The 16807-nt window shown below is 45.7% G+C and carries 16 protein-coding genes; 12 read left to right on the top strand and 4 right to left on the bottom strand.

Features of this window, described 5'->3' with window-relative positions:
* Nucleotides 1-23 precede the first annotated feature (23 nt).
* The 6 genes from narJ (at nt 24) to M0696_RS18925 (ending at nt 6001) form a co-directional block, all read left to right on the top strand.
* Entirely contained in the window at nt 24-578 is a 555-nt protein-coding gene (gene narJ, locus M0696_RS18950; protein WP_222142219.1) for a nitrate reductase molybdenum cofactor assembly chaperone, read from the top strand.
* Entirely contained in the window at nt 575-1246 is a 672-nt protein-coding gene (narI, locus tag M0696_RS18945; protein ID WP_248602281.1) for a respiratory nitrate reductase subunit gamma, read from the top strand. The genes narJ and narI overlap by 4 nt, the downstream gene beginning before the upstream one ends.
* Nucleotides 1247-1417: 171 nt before the next feature.
* Nucleotides 1418-2047 (top strand): YitT family protein, encoded by a 630-nt coding sequence (locus tag M0696_RS18940; protein ID WP_248602280.1) that lies wholly within the window; start codon nt 1418-1420, stop codon nt 2045-2047.
* A gap of 101 nt (nt 2048-2148) precedes the next feature.
* The gene (gene cls, locus M0696_RS18935; protein ID WP_248602279.1) at nt 2149-3651 is read left to right on the top strand and encodes a cardiolipin synthase; all 1503 of its coding nucleotides are present in this window, start codon (nt 2149-2151) and stop codon (nt 3649-3651) included.
* A gap of 88 nt (nt 3652-3739) precedes the next feature.
* Entirely contained in the window at nt 3740-5467 is a 1728-nt protein-coding gene (locus M0696_RS18930) for an ABC transporter ATP-binding protein (RefSeq protein ID WP_248602278.1), read from the top strand.
* A 9-nt stretch (nt 5468-5476) separates the two neighbouring features.
* Complete coding sequence (locus tag M0696_RS18925; RefSeq protein WP_166847192.1) at nt 5477-6001, top strand: dihydrofolate reductase family protein; 525 nt, start codon at nt 5477-5479, stop codon at nt 5999-6001.
* Nucleotides 6002-6045: 44 nt separating this feature from the next.
* Here the strand turns inward: M0696_RS18925 and M0696_RS18920 are convergent, their stop codons facing one another.
* From M0696_RS18920 to cls (M0696_RS18910), 3 genes are all read right to left on the bottom strand, one after another.
* Entirely contained in the window at nt 6046-6318 is a 273-nt protein-coding gene (locus M0696_RS18920) for a hypothetical protein (RefSeq protein ID WP_166847194.1), read from the bottom strand.
* Nucleotides 6319-6398: 80 nt separating this feature from the next.
* On the bottom strand, nt 6399-7361 hold the full coding sequence (gene uvsE, locus M0696_RS18915; protein ID WP_222142213.1) for a UV DNA damage repair endonuclease UvsE: 963 nt from the start codon (nt 7359-7361) through the stop codon (nt 6399-6401).
* Nucleotides 7362-7373: 12 nt separating this feature from the next.
* The gene (gene cls, locus M0696_RS18910) at nt 7374-8573 is read right to left on the bottom strand and encodes a cardiolipin synthase (RefSeq protein WP_166847199.1); all 1200 of its coding nucleotides are present in this window, start codon (nt 8571-8573) and stop codon (nt 7374-7376) included.
* Nucleotides 8574-8727: 154 nt separating this feature from the next.
* Between cls (M0696_RS18910) and M0696_RS18905 the strand changes: the two genes are divergently transcribed.
* From M0696_RS18905 to pyrG, 4 genes are all read left to right on the top strand, one after another.
* Nucleotides 8728-10845, top strand: coding sequence for a heterodisulfide reductase-related iron-sulfur binding cluster (locus tag M0696_RS18905; RefSeq protein ID WP_248602277.1), 2118 nt, complete (start codon nt 8728-8730; stop codon nt 10843-10845).
* Nucleotides 10842-11981, top strand: a complete 1140-nt coding sequence (gene acdA, locus M0696_RS18900; protein WP_248602276.1) for an acyl-CoA dehydrogenase AcdA — start codon at nt 10842-10844, stop codon at nt 11979-11981. The genes M0696_RS18905 and acdA overlap by 4 nt, the downstream gene beginning before the upstream one ends.
* 182 nt (nt 11982-12163) lie before the next feature.
* Nucleotides 12164-12685 (top strand): DNA-directed RNA polymerase subunit delta, encoded by a 522-nt coding sequence (gene rpoE, locus M0696_RS18895; protein WP_222142210.1) that lies wholly within the window; start codon nt 12164-12166, stop codon nt 12683-12685.
* Between the two features lie 239 nt (nt 12686-12924).
* Nucleotides 12925-14532, top strand: a complete 1608-nt coding sequence (pyrG, locus tag M0696_RS18890; protein ID WP_166847209.1) for a glutamine hydrolyzing CTP synthase — start codon at nt 12925-12927, stop codon at nt 14530-14532.
* A gap of 82 nt (nt 14533-14614) precedes the next feature.
* On the opposite strand, the gene M0696_RS18885 is transcribed toward pyrG, so the two are convergent.
* Nucleotides 14615-15136, bottom strand: coding sequence for a DUF2529 domain-containing protein (locus M0696_RS18885; RefSeq protein WP_222142209.1), 522 nt, complete (start codon nt 15134-15136; stop codon nt 14615-14617).
* A 165-nt stretch (nt 15137-15301) separates the two neighbouring features.
* Between M0696_RS18885 and spo0F the strand changes: the two genes are divergently transcribed.
* Both spo0F and M0696_RS18875 read left to right on the top strand, forming a co-directional pair.
* On the top strand, nt 15302-15676 hold the full coding sequence (gene spo0F / locus M0696_RS18880; protein ID WP_003227621.1) for a sporulation initiation phosphotransferase Spo0F: 375 nt from the start codon (nt 15302-15304) through the stop codon (nt 15674-15676).
* A gap of 180 nt (nt 15677-15856) precedes the next feature.
* Entirely contained in the window at nt 15857-16714 is an 858-nt protein-coding gene (locus M0696_RS18875; protein ID WP_166847215.1) for a class II fructose-bisphosphate aldolase, read from the top strand.
* Nucleotides 16715-16807 lie beyond the last annotated feature (93 nt).

Genomic DNA, 16807 nt, shown 5'->3' with positions numbered 1-16807 from the left:
TTTCTGAAACGAGGTGTAACAAGATGAACACCACAGACCGGCAGATTACGTTCTCCGCTCTTTCCTTTCTTCTATCCTATCCGGATGAAGGGTGGAGAGCCGAGCTTCCCGATTGGGAGACTCTTATCCATGAAAACGGCAATCGGCAAATCCGGGAGAAGCTGCTGCACTTTTTCGAAGCATCAGCCAGCTTTTCTCATGAAGCGCTGATTGAACACTATGTCTATACGTTCGACTTCGGGAAAAAAACGAATATGTACGTCACCTACTTTAACTCAGGCGAGCAAAGGGAACGCGGGATTGAATTGCTTCATTTAAAAGACACATACCAGCAATCCGGTTTCCTGCCGACAGAGAAAGAGCTGCCTGATTATCTGCCGCTTATGCTGGAATTTGCCGCGGTTGCGGAGATTGAAGCAGCGAGAAACGTGTTTGAGAAATATCTGTCCAATGTGAGGGAGCTGGCATTCCGCCTCGAAAAAAATGACAGCGTATATGCGGAGCTGCTGCACGTGCTGCTGGCCGCGCTGGAGAACATTGGCGTACGTGAAAGCGTTGAAGGGACTGTTCAAGCATGAACGGGCAGATCCTGTGGGGCGTGATGCCATACATTGTAATGACGATCTTTATCGGCGGCCATATTTACCGCTACCAGCATGACCAATTTGGCTGGACGGCGAAATCCAGCGAGCTGCTAGAAAAGAAAAAACTTGCGGCAGGCAGTACACTTTTTCATTGGGGCATGCTGTGCGTTATCGGCGGGCATCTCATGGGAATACTGATCCCGGAAGCCGTGTACACCTCCATTGGCATTTCAGAGCATGCTTATCATAAAATAGCGATCGGCGCAGGCCTGCCGGCGGGGGTTGTGGCATGTACCGGACTTGTCATCCTGACGTACAGAAGGCTGTTTGACAAAAGAATCCGGAAAACCAGCTCGCCATCGGATATCCTTATTCTCATCCTGCTGCTGTTCATGGTGCTGTCAGGCGTTGCCGCCACGTTTCTCAACATTGATTCGAAAGGGTTTGATTACCGGACAACAGTCGGGCCGTGGTTCAGGGAGATCTTTTTATTCAGGCCTGATGCCTCCTTAATGGAGAGCGTCCCGTTATGGTTTAAGATCCATATCATGATAGGATACGTCGTTTTTATCCTGTGGCCGTTTACAAGATTGGTTCACGTGTTCAGTCTGCCGCTCAAATATCTGACACGTAGCTATGTCGTGTATCGGAAACGCTCGTAAAAATCCCCCTTGAAAGAGGGGGATTTTTTATGATGATGGAAACAAGTCTTACAAAACAGTTTGAAGAAAAAATAAAAAAGCAAGATATTTTCTGCCAAGGTAATGGCTGAGCGGCCAGGAATCCTGTTATGTTTGCATTTAGAAATAACATTCTAAAAAGGAGAGTGAAGAATGAAGCGGATTTTATTCATTTTAACTGCTTGCCTTATGACAGGCGCCGGAGTCCTGACGCTTAGACACTCTCACGTATTAACCGGCGGGACAGCGGGACTGTCACTAAGCCTGACATACTTGTTTCATTCCTCGTTTGCCATTATCTTCTTTATGATTAATATCCCATTTTACGTATTTTCACTCATCAGAATGGGCATCAAATTCACCCTATCCACTGTATTTGCAGTCACAGCGCTGACTCTGTTTACAAGCGCGGATCATTGGCTGCCGTCTGTCTCTTTTTCACCGCTTGCCGGGGCGATTTGCGGCGGGGCGCTGATTGGATTCGGCTTGTCGCTCATGTTTTATCATCAGGCATCGCTCGGCGGCGCCAATATTCTCGCTTTATTTCTGCAAAAGCGCTACGGATGGAATCCGGGTACGATTAATTTCCTCTTGGATTTTGGCGTAGTGCTGGTCGGCATTTACTCCGTCGGATTGCTGAAAGGTCTCTTCTCCTTAGTGTCGATTGCCGTCACGGGCCTGATCGTCAGCTTCTTCAAAAATAAAATCGAAAGCAGCTACTCCCTCAAGCCGGCCTTGCTCCAGAACATCACACCCGGACAATCTCAGGAAGCTTCATCATAAGCCTTTCCGCATCTTGCGGAGAGGCTTTTTGCATAGAAGGTTTATCGATTAGAAAAAAGAGGTAATACGGAGGTAATTGAATCAGAATGGAGAGAATCAGGATGCTGAAAAGGAGACTGGAATTTTTCTTTTTATATATCATGCTTATCGGGGCATATGTCATATGGTTTTTTCCGGTTTCCAGGCTTGAGTTTTACGGAGGATTGCTTTGCTATGTAAGCATTATTTTGTTCAGCATCTATTCGTTAATCCTTGAAAACCGCACCTCGCAGCACACGCTGCTATGGATCCATATTCTTGTCTTTTTTCCGATCGCCGGCTACATGTTTTATCTGTTTTCCGGACAGCTTTATGTTAAAGGAAAGCTGTTCAAGACAAAACGAATGCACAACAGGGAAAAGCTCAGGAAGCTGTTTGACATGGAAGAAACGCCGGAAGTGACAGGGCTGAAGGACAATCAGGAGAGGTTCTTTACGTATTCCATCAGGGCTGCCCATATGAATATCAATACGAAAAGCAATATCAAAGTGCTGAAAAACGGCGAAGAAACCTTTCCGGACATTTTCAAAGCGATGAGGAAAGCAGAATCTTATATACATATTGAATACTACATGTTTAAGTCAGACATGCTTGGCCGCGGCATGATGGACATTATGATGGAAAAAGCGCGCCAAGGTGTCGAGGTGAGGTTTTTATATGACGCTGCAGGAAGCATCAAACTGGCAAGAAGAGATATCATGAAAATGAAACAAGCGGGAGTGGACATCGTTCCGTTTTCTCCGCTGAAATACGGGTTCTTCAACCAGAAGCTGAATTTCAGAAATCACCGGAAAATCGTGATCATCGACGGAAAAACCGGTTTTGTGGGCGGATTAAATGTCGGGAAGGAATATATCAGCAGAGATCCGTACATCGGGTTTTGGAGAGACACTCACCTGCGGCTGGAAGGAGAAATTGTGCAAACGCTTCACGCCATCTTTATGCTTGATTGGGAATACGTCTCCAATGAAGTGTTAATTGATCAAGAGGTGTACAATACCCCGGTTCCCGTGGAAGGGGAGGGGATTTACCAAGTTGTCGCGACAGGCCCTGACATGAAGGAAAGCATGAGCGACCTTTATTATGAAATGATTTCTTCAGCGCAGAAATCAATATGGATCGCCACGCCCTATTTCGTCCCGAATGAATCCATTCGCACGGCGCTCAAAGCAGCGGCGACAAAAGGCGTACAGGTAAGGGTCATGGTGCCGGAGAAGAACGACAGCTTTTTGACGCAATACGCGTCAAGATCCTATTTCCCAGAGCTGCTACTTGAGGGAATTGAAGTGTATTCCTATCAAAAAGGCTTCATGCATCAAAAAGTCATGATCGTTGATGGCGATCTCGCCTCCGTCGGCACCGCGAATATGGACATGCGCAGCTTCCAGCTCAACTTTGAAGTGAACGTGTTCTTTACGGATGCCGAAGCGATCCGCACCCTTGAAGCCCATTTCGAAGAGGATATGCTGGACAGTGAACAACTCAGCCCTGTTGGCTTTTATAAAAGGGGAATGACCGACCGGACAAAAGAATCCTTAGCCCGTCTGTTTTCAGGTGTTCTGTAAGAAATAAGAAATCTGATCTTTAAAAACCGCCGGTGTATAGTATAATTGAGAAATATTATCAGTTATTTATGCATTGGGGGAAGATAGAGTGCTGCGGCAATTTTTTTCATATTATAAACCATATAAAACGTTGTTTTTTCTCGATTTTTTTTCGGCGATCGCGGGAGGCCTAATGGAGCTGAGTTTTCCTTTGATCGTCAATTATTTTATTGACACCTTGCTTCCGGGCAGGGACTGGGGGCTGATCATCGCGACCTCAATCGGCTTATTTGCAGTGTACGCGCTCAGCTCGGCACTCCAGTATATCGTTACATACTGGGGACACATGCTCGGGATCAATATCGAGACCGATATGAGAAAATCGCTTTTTGACCATTTGCAAAAGCTCTCGTTCAGATTTTACGACAACAACAAGACGGGAACGCTGATGTCGAAGCTGACGAACGATTTAATGTACATCGGCGAAGTTGCCCATCACGGCCCGGAAGACTTATTCATTGCCATTATGACCATTCTTGGAGCGTTCGGGGTCATGCTGTTTATTAACTGGCAGCTGGCATTATTAACGTTTATCATCATGCCGATTGTCATATGGCTAGCGCTTTATTTCAACAAAAAAATGACCAAAGCGTTTACCACGCTGAACAAGGATATCGGCGACTTCAGCGCGCGGGTAGAAAATAATATTGGCGGTATCCGGCTCGTGCAGGCGTTCGGCAATGAAGCGTTTGAAAAAGAACGCTTCGCTGTCAACAATCAGCGTTTCCGTGTCACAAAGCTTTCCTCATACAAAATCATGGCGAAAAACGGCTCAATCAGCTATATGCTGACTCGGTTTGTCACGCTCTTTGTGCTTTTGTGCGGAACGTGGTTTGTCATTCGCGGCTCCTTATCGTACGGGGAATTCGTTGCGTTTGTGCTCTTGACGAATGTGCTGTTCAGGCCCATTGACAAAATTAACGCTATTATCGAAATGTATCCGAGGGGAATCGCCGGTTTCAAAAGCTATATGGAACTGATGGAGACAGAGCCGGATATTCAGGATTCTCCTGATGCGAGAGACGTTGCCGGCCTGAAGGGCAATATCCGCTATGAACATGTTTCATTTGGCTATGATGACCATCACAACGTCCTTAATGACATTAACCTGTCCATTCAAGCGGGGGAAACGGTTGCGTTCGTCGGTCCGTCAGGTGCGGGGAAATCAACGCTTTGCAGTCTGCTTCCGCGCTTTTATGAAGCATCTGAGGGTGACATTACGATCGACGGCATCAGCATTAAAGACATGACGCTGTCTTCGCTGCGGGGGCAGATTGGCGTCGTGCAGCAGGACGTTTTCTTATTCTCGGGCACGCTTAGAGAAAATATCGCCTACGGCCGATTAGACGCATCAGAAGAAGACATTTGGCAGGCTGTGAAGCAGGCGCATCTGGAAGAGCTCGTCCATAACATGCCTGAAGGATTGGATACCATCATCGGCGAACGGGGCGTGAAGCTCTCCGGCGGGCAAAAACAGCGCCTGTCAATTGCACGGATGTTCTTGAAAAATCCGTCGATCCTGATTCTCGACGAAGCAACCTCTGCCCTTGATACAGAAACAGAAGCGGCGATTCAAAAGGCGCTTCAAGAATTGTCCGAGGGGCGCACGACGCTTGTCATCGCCCACAGGCTGGCGACAATCAAAGACGCGGACAGAATTGTGGTCGTCACAAACAACGGTATTGAAGAACAAGGCCGTCATCAAGACTTGATCGAAGCTGGAGGCCTGTACAGCAGGCTGCATCAAGCGCAATTCGGTCAAATGGTGCAGCACTAGGAGGGGAATATGGATAGAAAAAATGTGCTCTACATTGCTGTTTCATTGGATGGGATGATCGCAAGAGAAGATGGGAGCATCGATTGGCTGGATGAATTTGAAGGTGAAGGCGATAACGGTTACAGTGCGTTTTATCAGACTGTTGATACCGTCATCTTAGGCCGGAGCACATATGAACACGTCAAAATCCTTACACCGGTTTTTCCGTATCAGGACAAAACATGCTACGTTTTCACGAGAACGCCCGGCAGCTATCAGGATGGACACGTGACGTTTATCAATGAGGGAGCCAAGGCCTTCACTGACCGTTTGAAACAGGATAAAGGCTTAAACATCTGGATAGCAGGCGGGGCAGAGCTGGTGAATGCCTTTATGAAAGAAGACGCCATCGATGAATTCATCATTACCATGATTCCAGTCGTTTTAGGGAGCGGCATTCCGCTGTTTCACGAACTGACGAATGAAACAAAGCTGCGGTTAAAAGGAATGAAACAATTTGGACAGGCGGTTCAGCTTCATTATGTAAGATCATAAGAAAAAGGATAGACAAATACATGTCTATCCTTTTTATATGTAAGTTAGAGCGCTTCTCTTTCAGGCGGCTCAATGATACTTTGGAACTTTTCAACCAGCTGTGGCGCTTTTGTTCCTTCCACAACAATGAGATACTCCTTTTCATCATGAGCCATACGGAACGTCTCAAGCTCAATTAAGCTTTTGATTTTGCACATCGTTTTCTTTGAATAAATATAAACCTCGTGGCTTCCGGAATGGCACATTTTATAAAGATAAATCAAATTTCTTAAAGTAAATGCCTTTGCGGCTACTTTCAGAGACTTGATGTTTTTCATAATCTTTCTCCTCCATCGGTTGTTGTCTTATATATCGTATGTTCCCAGAGTGGACGACCTGTAAACCTAATATTGCGCATTTATGATTTCCATTGCAGCGTGCCGCCGCCGATGCGCTTGACACCGCGGATGGAGCTTAATTCATCCATCAGGCGGAGGAGCGCCTTGTCTTTCTGTTTTGCTTCAATCATGAAATCAATATTTGTTCCCCATTGCCTGAAGCGTTCCAAAAGCGGCAGCAAAAAGTTTGCGTCAACATAATCGGCATGGCTGCGAACAGCTTGCTCCGATTTTGGGGAAGACAGGTGAACCTTCGGCTGCAGGCCGATTCGCTCCCACGTTTTGATCATCCGGGGCAATGCTTCATTCAGGTCGGCGTGATCATCTGGATTGGCGTAAAAATGATGAAAGTCAAAGACAAACGGAACATCCTCTTGTTCACAGACTTGAAGCGTTTCTTCTGTCGTATATGTTTTATCATCGTTTTCCAGCGTCATCCGCTGTTTGATCTCCTGCGGCAGCTGCTTCATATTTTGATGAAATTGTGCAGTGGCTGTATCTTTATCTCCGTAGGCGCCTCCTATATGAATGTTAATAACAGAGCGATCAGCAATGCCCATGGCCTCAAGCATGCGGTAGTGATACGCCATATCTGTTACCGCATTTTTTGTGACATTTTCCTTCGGGCTCGTGAACAGAGTGAATTGGTTTGGATGAAAGCTGGTTCGCAGATGATGTGCCTTGACAAGCTCTCCGATCTCCCGAAACTCCTTTTGAAACGGCGTTACAAAATCCCACATTACATCGGGATGCGTGGCCAGCGGCACAATCGAACTGGAAAAACGGTACAAAGGAATGCCGTGGCCGATGATATAGTGAAGGGTTCTCATCGTATTGCGTAAATTGGCTCTTGTCACAGTCAGCAGTGCTTCTTTTCTTTCATCCTTTGAAAGCTTGGAATAACGCGCGAATGTCAATGTTTTAGCGGGAGACGCATCCCAAAGGCTCATCGCATTTGAAACGAACCCGAATCTGAAAATCATAGGAACTCCCCTTTATAAAAAATAAGATAATGCTCTGCCAAGCCATTCCGCCGGGCGCTGCCTGAACGTACGCTTTTTGAAATTCTCCTTTGTCAGCAGCGCTGACCTATTAATATCCTCTTCAATCGTGGCATAGACTTCTTTTGTAAAAGCCTTATCATCGATTTCAACATTCACTTCTTCATTTAAAAAAAAGCTTCGTTGATCAAAATTGGCGGTCCCGATGATGCTGAAATGATCGTCAATGATCAGGGCTTTTACATGATAAAACCCCTGATAAAAACGATAGATAAGACATCCGGCATCCAAGAGCTCCGAATAATACGTAAAAGCAGCCTCTCTGACCAGCGGATGATCTGATTTCATCGGTACGATGACCGTAACAGCTACACCGTTTTTTCTTGCTTTGACCAATGCCTGCTGAAGCGGTTTTGTCGGAATATAATAAGGCGTGCAAATGGTAATGCGCTCTTTTGCCCGCGCGATATTTGCCACATACGTTTTTTCAAGAGAATAACCGTCAGTCGCATAAATCTTATGAGAGATATTCCCTTGTGGAAGTTCCGGCCAAACATCCGGGCCCAGTTCAGCTGATCCGGTATTTCGTTTCAGATCGGCTGTAAAAAGTGTCTGAAGATCGCGGACACCTTCACCTTTCATACGCAGATGATAATCCTCCCAATTGCCGAACTTCGCCTTCTTTCCAAGGTATTCCTCACCGATGTTAAACCCGCCGATATAACCGATTTTTCCGTCTATCACAGCGATTTTCCGGTGATTTCGTTTTTGCATATGAAAAAAGAAAAAAGGAAAACGGGGCTTGTTAAGAAAATGAACATGAACCCCGGCATTTTTCATCGTCTCCAGCGCCGGTTTTTTAATTTTTTGGCTGCCGGACCAATCCAGCAGCAAATAAACAGAAACACCGGATGTAGCTTTTGCTTTCAGCAGCGTAAACATATTGTGGCTGACCTCATCATTTTTCATAATAAAAAACATCACGTGAACAGAGGAAACGGCCTGGCGGATGTCTTCCATCATCCGTTCCACAAGATCAGCGCCGCAGTGGATCAATTCGATCTCACTCTTCTTTTTTGAAAAAACAGGCTCGTACGCGTTTTTTTTATAAACGGCGCGTCCCATGAAGATATCAAGCAGAATGAAAGCCAATAGTATGATCACAATGATGAGGATTACGAAAAATATCTTCATCCCGGCACTCCTTTCCGTAGTAAAGGTAGTGTGCCCGAACAGCAGGAATTTAATTATTGACTGAACACTCATTCATTATTTATCATTAAGATAATCTTATACAGATTCGAGGGTAGAGGATCGCGGTCTTTATCAGTAAAAAGGGGGAATTGGAATGAGCGGCTTTCTCATCGCAAATGCATTGTTATTTCTGATTGTAACCGCTTACGCTGTCTATTTGTTTGTGTACTTGGTGAAAACGAGACTGGCCTACATTAGGCTTGGGCAGAAGGAACATTTTGATAAACGGATCAAGGAACGGCTTCAGGCCATATGGGTAAATGTATTCGGACAGAAAAAATTGCTCAAGGACAAGAAAAGCGGAATCATTCACGTCATGTTTTTCTACGGATTTATATTGGTTCAGTTCGGAGCCATTGACTTTATCATCAAAGGACTGGCTCCCGATCGGAATCTGCCGCTTGGCCCTGTCTATCCCGCTTTCACCTTTTTTCAGGAAATCGTTACATTTCTCATTTTAATCGCTGTAGGCTGGGCGTTCTACAGACGTTATATTGAGAAGCTCGTCAGACTGAAACGCGGTTTCAAAGCAGGACTCGTTCTCATTTTTATCGGGGGATTGATGCTGACCGTTCTAGTTGGGAACGGGATGAACCTGATCTGGCATGATCACGGGCTTTCATTGAGCGAGCCGATTGCATCAGGTATCGCGTTTTTGCTTAGCGGAGTCGGGAAAACAGGTGCGGCGGTAATTTTCTATGTCGCATGGTGGGTGCATCTTCTATTCTTGCTGAGCTTTTTAGTGTACGTGCCTCAGTCGAAGCATGCGCATTTAATCGCCGGCCCGGCAAATGTCTTTTTCAATAGAATGGAGTCAGCCGGAAAGCTTGAAAAAATTGATTTTACCGACGAAACGAAAGAAAGCTTTGGAGCGGGAAAAATTGAAGATTTCCGGCAGTCCCAGCTGCTTGATCTGTACGCATGTGTCGAGTGCGGCCGCTGCACCAATATGTGCCCTGCGACAGGCACCGGAAAAATGCTGTCACCGATGGACTTAATTTTGCGTCTCAGAGACCATCTCACCGAAAAAGGCGCCGCCGTCACCTCGCGCTCGCCATGGGTGCCCGCGGCAGCGTTCCGGCATACGAGAGGCAATCAGCTGGCGGCAGCGTCAGCGGGCAGCGGATCGCAGGAAGCCGCGGCAGCGCTAGATTACAATCCGAGCTTGATCGGCGACGTCATCACAGAGGAAGAAATTTGGGCGTGCACGACTTGCCGGAATTGTGAGGATCAATGTCCGGTCATGAACGAACACGTGGATAAAATCATCGACCTCCGCCGCTACCTCGTACTGACAGAAGGAAAAATGGACAGCGACGCACAGCGAGCCATGACCAGTATCGAGCGGCAGGGAAATCCGTGGGGCCTCAACCGCAAGGAACGTGAAAATTGGCGTGATGCGGCGCCGGAAGCTGAGATTCCAACAGTAAAAGAAATGAAAAAAGAAGGAAAAGAATTTGAGTACCTTTTCTGGGTCGGTTCCATGGGGTCTTACGACAACAGAAGCCAGAAAATCGCAATTTCCTTTGCCAAGCTGCTCAATCACGCAGGCGTATCATTCGCGATTCTCGGCAATAAAGAAAAAAATTCAGGAGACACGCCGCGCCGCCTCGGAAATGAATTTTTATTCCAAGAGCTGGCTGAGAAGAATATCTCTGAATTTGAAAAAAATCATGTCAAAAAAATCGTTACAATCGACCCGCATGCATACAATCTATTTAAAAACGAGTATCCTGATTTCGGTTTTGAAGGCGAGGTTTACCATCATACAGAAGTGCTGGCTGAGCTGGTGAAGAACGGGAAATTAAAACCGCAGCACCCGCTTCAAGAGGCGATTACCTTCCATGATTCATGCTACTTGGGCCGATATAATGAAGTCTATGATCCGCCTAGGGAGATTTTGAAAGCCATTCCGGGCGTACAGCTGATTGAAATGGAAAGAAACCGTGAAACCGGCATGTGCTGCGGCGCCGGCGGGGGATTAATGTGGATGGAAGAAGAAACGGGCAACAGGATTAACGTCGCCAGGACAGAGCAAGCGCTTGCGGTCAACCCATCGGTGATCAGCTCAGGCTGTCCGTACTGTCTCACGATGCTCGGGGACGGCACAAAGGCGAAAGAAGCCGAAGACCAAGTCAAAACGTATGACGTCGCCGAGCTTCTGGCCCAATCCGTCTTAGGCGCTGATATGAAAATGGGGGAGAAGCCATGAATTTTTCGTTATCAGAGGAACACGAGATGATCAGGAAATTGGTGCGTGATTTTGCGAAGCATGAGGTGGCCCCGACAGCAGCAGAACGCGACGAACAAGAACGCTTCGACCGCGAGCTGTTTCGGGAAATGGCGAATCTAGGGCTGACGGGAATTCCATGGCCTGAAGATTACGGAGGAATCGGAAGTGACTATCTGGCCTACGTCATCGCGGTGGAGGAGCTGTCGAAAGTGTGCGCCTCCACCGGTGTGACGCTTTCTGCCCATATCTCTCTATGCAGTTGGCCGCTGTTTGCCTTTGGGACGGAAGATCAGAAGACAGAGCACTTAACACAGCTGGCCCTCGGAGAGAAAATCGGCGCTTTTGCATTGACCGAAACGGGGTCCGGCTCTGACGCCGGCGGCATGAAAACAACTGCTGAGCGAATCGGCGATGACTATGTGTTAAATGGTTCAAAAGTGTTTATCACAAACGGCGGGATCGCGGATATTTACATTGTTTTTGCAGTCACCGATCCCGAGAAAAAGAAAAAAGGCATTTCCGCTTTTATTGTAGAAAAGGATTTCGAAGGATTTTTTACAGGCAAGAAAGAAAAAAAGCTGGGCATCCGTTCGTCTCCGACAACGGAAGTCATGTTCGAAGATTGTGTTGTGCCAGCAGCAAATCGTCTCGGAGAAGAAGGGGAAGGCTTCAAAATTGCGATGAAGACGCTTGACGGAGGCAGAAATGGCATTGCCGCCCAAGCCGTGGGCATCGCACAGGGGGCGCTTGATGCGGCGCTTCAATACGCAAAAGAGAGAAAGCAATTCGGGAAATCGATCGCCGAGCAGCAAGGCATTGCTTTTAAACTCGCGGATATGGCTACAATGATAGAAGCTTCAAGGCTATTGACCTATCAGGCGGCATGGCTTGAATCATCAGGCCTTCCATATGGAAAAGCTTCCGCCATGTCCAAACTGCTGGCGGGGGATACGGCGATGAAGGTGGCGACCGAAGCCGTGCAGATTTTCGGCGGCTACGGCTATACAAAAGATTATCCGGTTGAACGCTATATGCGTGATGCAAAGATCACGCAAATCTATGAAGGCACTCAAGAAATTCAAAGACTTGTCATCTCCAGAATGCTCGCGGATTGACGCAAAACTTCTATCAGTCGGATCACTCTTGTAAAATTATTTAAATTAACGCTGTTAAGGGTAGCATATTCTGTTTTATTTTGTTTATAATGAGAGGTATGGTTTGTATAAGAACGATACAAAATCGCTTTCATTATTGATAAAACAGATACATATAAGTAATAGAAAGGGAGTGTCCGACCTTGGGTATCAAACAATATTCACAGGAAGAGCTAAAGGAAATGGCTTTAGTTGAAATCGCTCACGAATTATTTGAAGAACATAAAAAACCAGTTCCTTTTCAGGAGCTTTTAAATGAAATTGCATCTTTGCTCGGCGTGACAAAAGAAGAGCTTGGAGACCGCATCGCTCAATTTTATACAGATTTAAACATTGACGGCCGCTTCCTGGCGCTTTCCGACCAGACTTGGGGGCTTCGCAGCTGGTATCCGTATGATCAGCTTGACGAAGAAACTCAGCCGACCGTCAAGGCGAAAAAGAAAAAAGCGAAGAAAGTAGTCGAAGAAGATCTTGATCTTGACGAGTTTGAAGAGATCGATGAAGACGACATCGATTTAGATGAAGTCGAGGAAGAACTTGATCTTGACGCCGACGATTTTGACGATGAAGATCTTGATGAAGACGACGATGAGCTTGAGATTGAAGAGGATATTATTGATGAAGATGATGAAGATCTTGATGATGAAGAAGAGGATCTCAAATAGTAAAAGATCATCTTCAAAACAATCTTGACTTTCATAGTCGAACTATGTAGTATGTATTTTGGGCTCTTCAAAAACGAAGAGAGAACATAGTGCGTTATGCTCCCTTTCAAGAAATTGAAAGGGAGCTTTCTTATTTTCACCCCTCATTTTTCTTATAAATCATTTAAAAGGCTAAATGATTTTCTATAAAACAGTACATTTTAAACATGTAGCTAAGAGCGAAGAGAGGAGCAAACGAAATGACGAAATATATTTTTGTAACCGGGGGAGTCGTATCCTCACTTGGAAAGGGTATTGTAGCAGCTTCATTGGGGCGTTTGCTGAAAAACCGCGGACTGAACGTGACGATCCAAAAATTTGATCCATACATCAACGTCGACCCGGGAACAATGAGCCCATACCAGCACGGTGAAGTATTCGTAACGGATGACGGCGCTGAAACAGACTTGGACCTAGGTCACTATGAGCGTTTTATCGACATCAATCTGAATAAATTCAGCAACGTGACAACTGGTAAAATCTATTCAACAGTTCTTAAAAAAGAACGACGCGGAGACTACCTTGGCGGAACCGTACAGGTTATCCCGCACATCACAAACGAACTGAAAGACCGTGTTTACCGCGCGGGGAAAGAAACAAACGCGGATGTCGTCATAACAGAAATCGGCGGTACTGTCGGAGACATCGAATCACTGCCATTCCTTGAAGCGATCCGCCAAATGAAGAGCGACATCGGCCGTGAGAACGTGATGTACATTCACTGTACGCTTGTTCCTTACATCAAAGCTGCGGGCGAATTGAAAACAAAACCGACACAGCACAGCGTAAAAGAATTACGCAGCTTGGGTATTCAGCCAAACATCATCGTCGTGCGTACAGAAATGCCGATTTCTCAAGATATGAAGGATAAAATCGCGCTATTCTGCGACATCGATACAAAAGCGGTTATCGAGTGTGAAGATGCGGACAACCTTTACTCCATTCCGCTTGAGCTTCAAAAACAAGGGCTTGATAAGCTTGTTTGCGAGCACATGCAATTGGCATGCAAAGAGGCGGAAATGTCAGAGTGGAAAGAGCTTGTTAACAAAGTCAGCAACTTGTCTCAAACGATCACGATCGGCCTGGTCGGTAAATACGTTGAGCTTCCTGACGCATATATTTCTGTCGTTGAATCACTCCGCCATGCGGGTTATGCGTTTGACACAGATGTAAAAGTAAAATGGATCAACGCAGAAGAAGTGACAGAAAGCAACATCGAAGAGCTCACAAATGAAATTGACGGCATCATCGTGCCGGGCGGATTCGGAGACCGCGGTGTTGAAGGCAAAATCGTTGCAACAAAATACGCGCGCGAAAACAAAATTCCGTTCTTGGGCATTTGCTTGGGCATGCAGGTTGCGTCTATTGAATACGCACGTAATGTATTGGGCCTAAAAGGCGCACACTCTGCGGAAATTGATCCGTCAACTCAATACCCGATCATCGACCTTCTTCCTGAACAGAAAGATGTTGAGGATCTCGGTGGAACGCTTCGTCTCGGACTTTACCCTTGTAAGCTTGAAGAAGGCACGAAAGCCTTTGAAGTGTACCAGGATGAAGTGGTGTACGAGCGTCACCGCCACCGCTATGAATTCAACAACGAATACAGACAGCAAATGGAAGACCAAGGCTTCGTATTCTCAGGCACAAGCCCTGACGGACGCCTTGTTGAAATCATCGAGCTGAAAGACCACCCTTGGTTCGTGGCTTCTCAGTTCCACCCAGAGTTCAAGTCAAGACCGACAAGACCTCAGCCTCTATTCAAAGGCTTTATCGGAGCGTCTGTCGAAGCTGCAAATCAGAAGTAATAAAAAAAGACTTGCCGTTTGTCAAAAGCGGGCAAGTCTTTTTTATTTGTTTCCGGAAAGATACAGCATGTACAATAAGATATTATGCATACTCTTGCAGAATTTCTTTTAATGTAAACGATAAAGCATGGTAGATATACAGTGCCGTCATTAAAGAGGGAAATCCGTAACGGGTGCCGTCTTCATCGGGAACGAGCGGCATTTTTAATTTAGAATCAATATGCACATCGCAATATTGTTCAATTCCCGCACTGTCTTTAGCTGCCGGCGATACGCATACGACTCCCGCGCCTTTTTCATAAAGCTCTTTCGCGAGCGCCTGCTCTTCGGCTGTGCCGGTCCCTGAGCAAAACATCAGCACCCTGTCGCTTTCTGTCACTTCCTCAGCGCTTTCTGGAAAGGCTTTGACGGAAGGGAATGGTTCTTTGCTTTCGGTGGCCTCATAAAAGACGCCCTGAAGCTCATTAGCTCCATATAAATAAATGGAATGCCCGCTGATCACCGCTTGAGCAAGCAGCCGCGCCCCATCTTCAATCGCGTCAGATTCCTTATCCTGAATGCGGGAAAAAATACCTGTTAACTGCGTCGTAAATATTTTCAACATAAGTGAATCCTCCTTTATAACGTACAATATCAGTATACAACAAAAGAGAAAATGCTCAGAAAATGTCGTAAAGTAGACTATTATAATTAAAGGAAATAGGAAAATCAAACAGAATACATACACTACTGCTTACTTTTGACGAAAATCATAATATTGGGGTGTAAAATGATGAATGAAAAAATTTTAATCGTTGATGATCAATACGGTATACGTATTTTGCTTAACGAAGTATTCAATAAAGAAGGCTACCAGACGTTTCAGGCTGCAAACGGCCTGCAAGCGCTTGACATCGTGACAAAAGAACGGCCCGACCTTGTGCTTCTGGACATGAAAATTCCCGGCATGGATGGTATCGAAATCTTAAAACGGATGAAGGTCATTGACGAAAACATCCGGGTGATTATCATGACGGCATACGGAGAGCTCGACATGATCCAGGAATCAAAGGAGCTGGGCGCTTTGACGCACTTTGCGAAGCCGTTTGACATCGATGAAATCAGAGACGCCGTGAAAAAATATCTGCCCCTGAAGTCTAATTGACAAAAAGAAGAAACAAATGAATCATGTCATTATGTTGCCGATTTGTCGAAAAGTTGGTATTCTAGTTATGGAGAAAAAGCGATCTGAGTATTTACATATGACAGCAATATATGGGTCATGCTAGGGTGGAAAGCTTTTTTCGCTAGAAGACAATCAGGCTACATAAGGAGGACATTCGACATGCCTTTAGTTTCTATGACGGAAATGTTGAATACAGCTAAAGAAAAAGGTTATGCTGTAGGACAATTTAACTTAAACAACCTTGAGTTTACTCAAGCGATTTTACAAGCAGCTGAAGAAGAAAAATCTCCAGTGATCCTTGGTGTTTCCGAAGGTGCGGGACGCTACATGGGCGGCTTCAAAACAGTCGTTGCTATGGTAAAAGCACTTATGGAAGAGTACAAAGTGACAGTTCCTGTTGCGATTCACTTAGACCACGGTTCAAGCTTTGAATCTTGTGCGAAAGCGATTCATGCAGGTTTCACATCTGTAATGATCGACGCTTCTCACCATCCATTTGAAGAAAACGTTGAAACAACTTCTAAAGTTGTTGAGCTTGCTCATTTCCACGGAGTATCTGTAGAAGCTGAGCTTGGAACAGTCGGCGGACAAGAAGATGACGTTATCGCTGAAGGCGTAATCTACGCTGATCCTAAAGAGTGCCAAGAGCTTGTTGAGCGTACTGGCATCGACTGCCTTGCACCTGCATTAGGTTCTGTTCACGGCCCTTACAAAGGCGAACCAAACCTTGGTTTCAAGGAAATGGAAGCTATCGGTAAAACAACTGGCCTTCCATTAGTTCTTCACGGCGGTACTGGAATTCCTACTGCTGACATCAAAAAATCAATTTCACTTGGTACAGCAAAAATCAACGTGAATACTGAAAACCAAATTTCTTCTGCAAAAGCTGTTCGTGAAACATTGGCAGCTAAGCCTAACGAGTACGATCCACGTAAATACCTTGGACCAGCTCGTGAAGCGATCAAAGAAACAGTTATCGGTAAAATGCGTGAATTTGGTTCTTCAAACCAAGCTTAATTCAATTGGAACATTTATAGCCGCCTGACAGCTTGACAGGCGGTTTTCCGTCTATCTTTAGAAAGCGCAATCATATTCACAGTTCAGAAAATT

Source organism: Bacillus rugosus, from assembly GCF_023238245.1.
Classification (GTDB): Bacteria; Bacillota; Bacilli; order Bacillales; family Bacillaceae; genus Bacillus; species Bacillus rugosus.
This window is presented reverse-complemented; position numbering and strand designations above follow the sequence as displayed.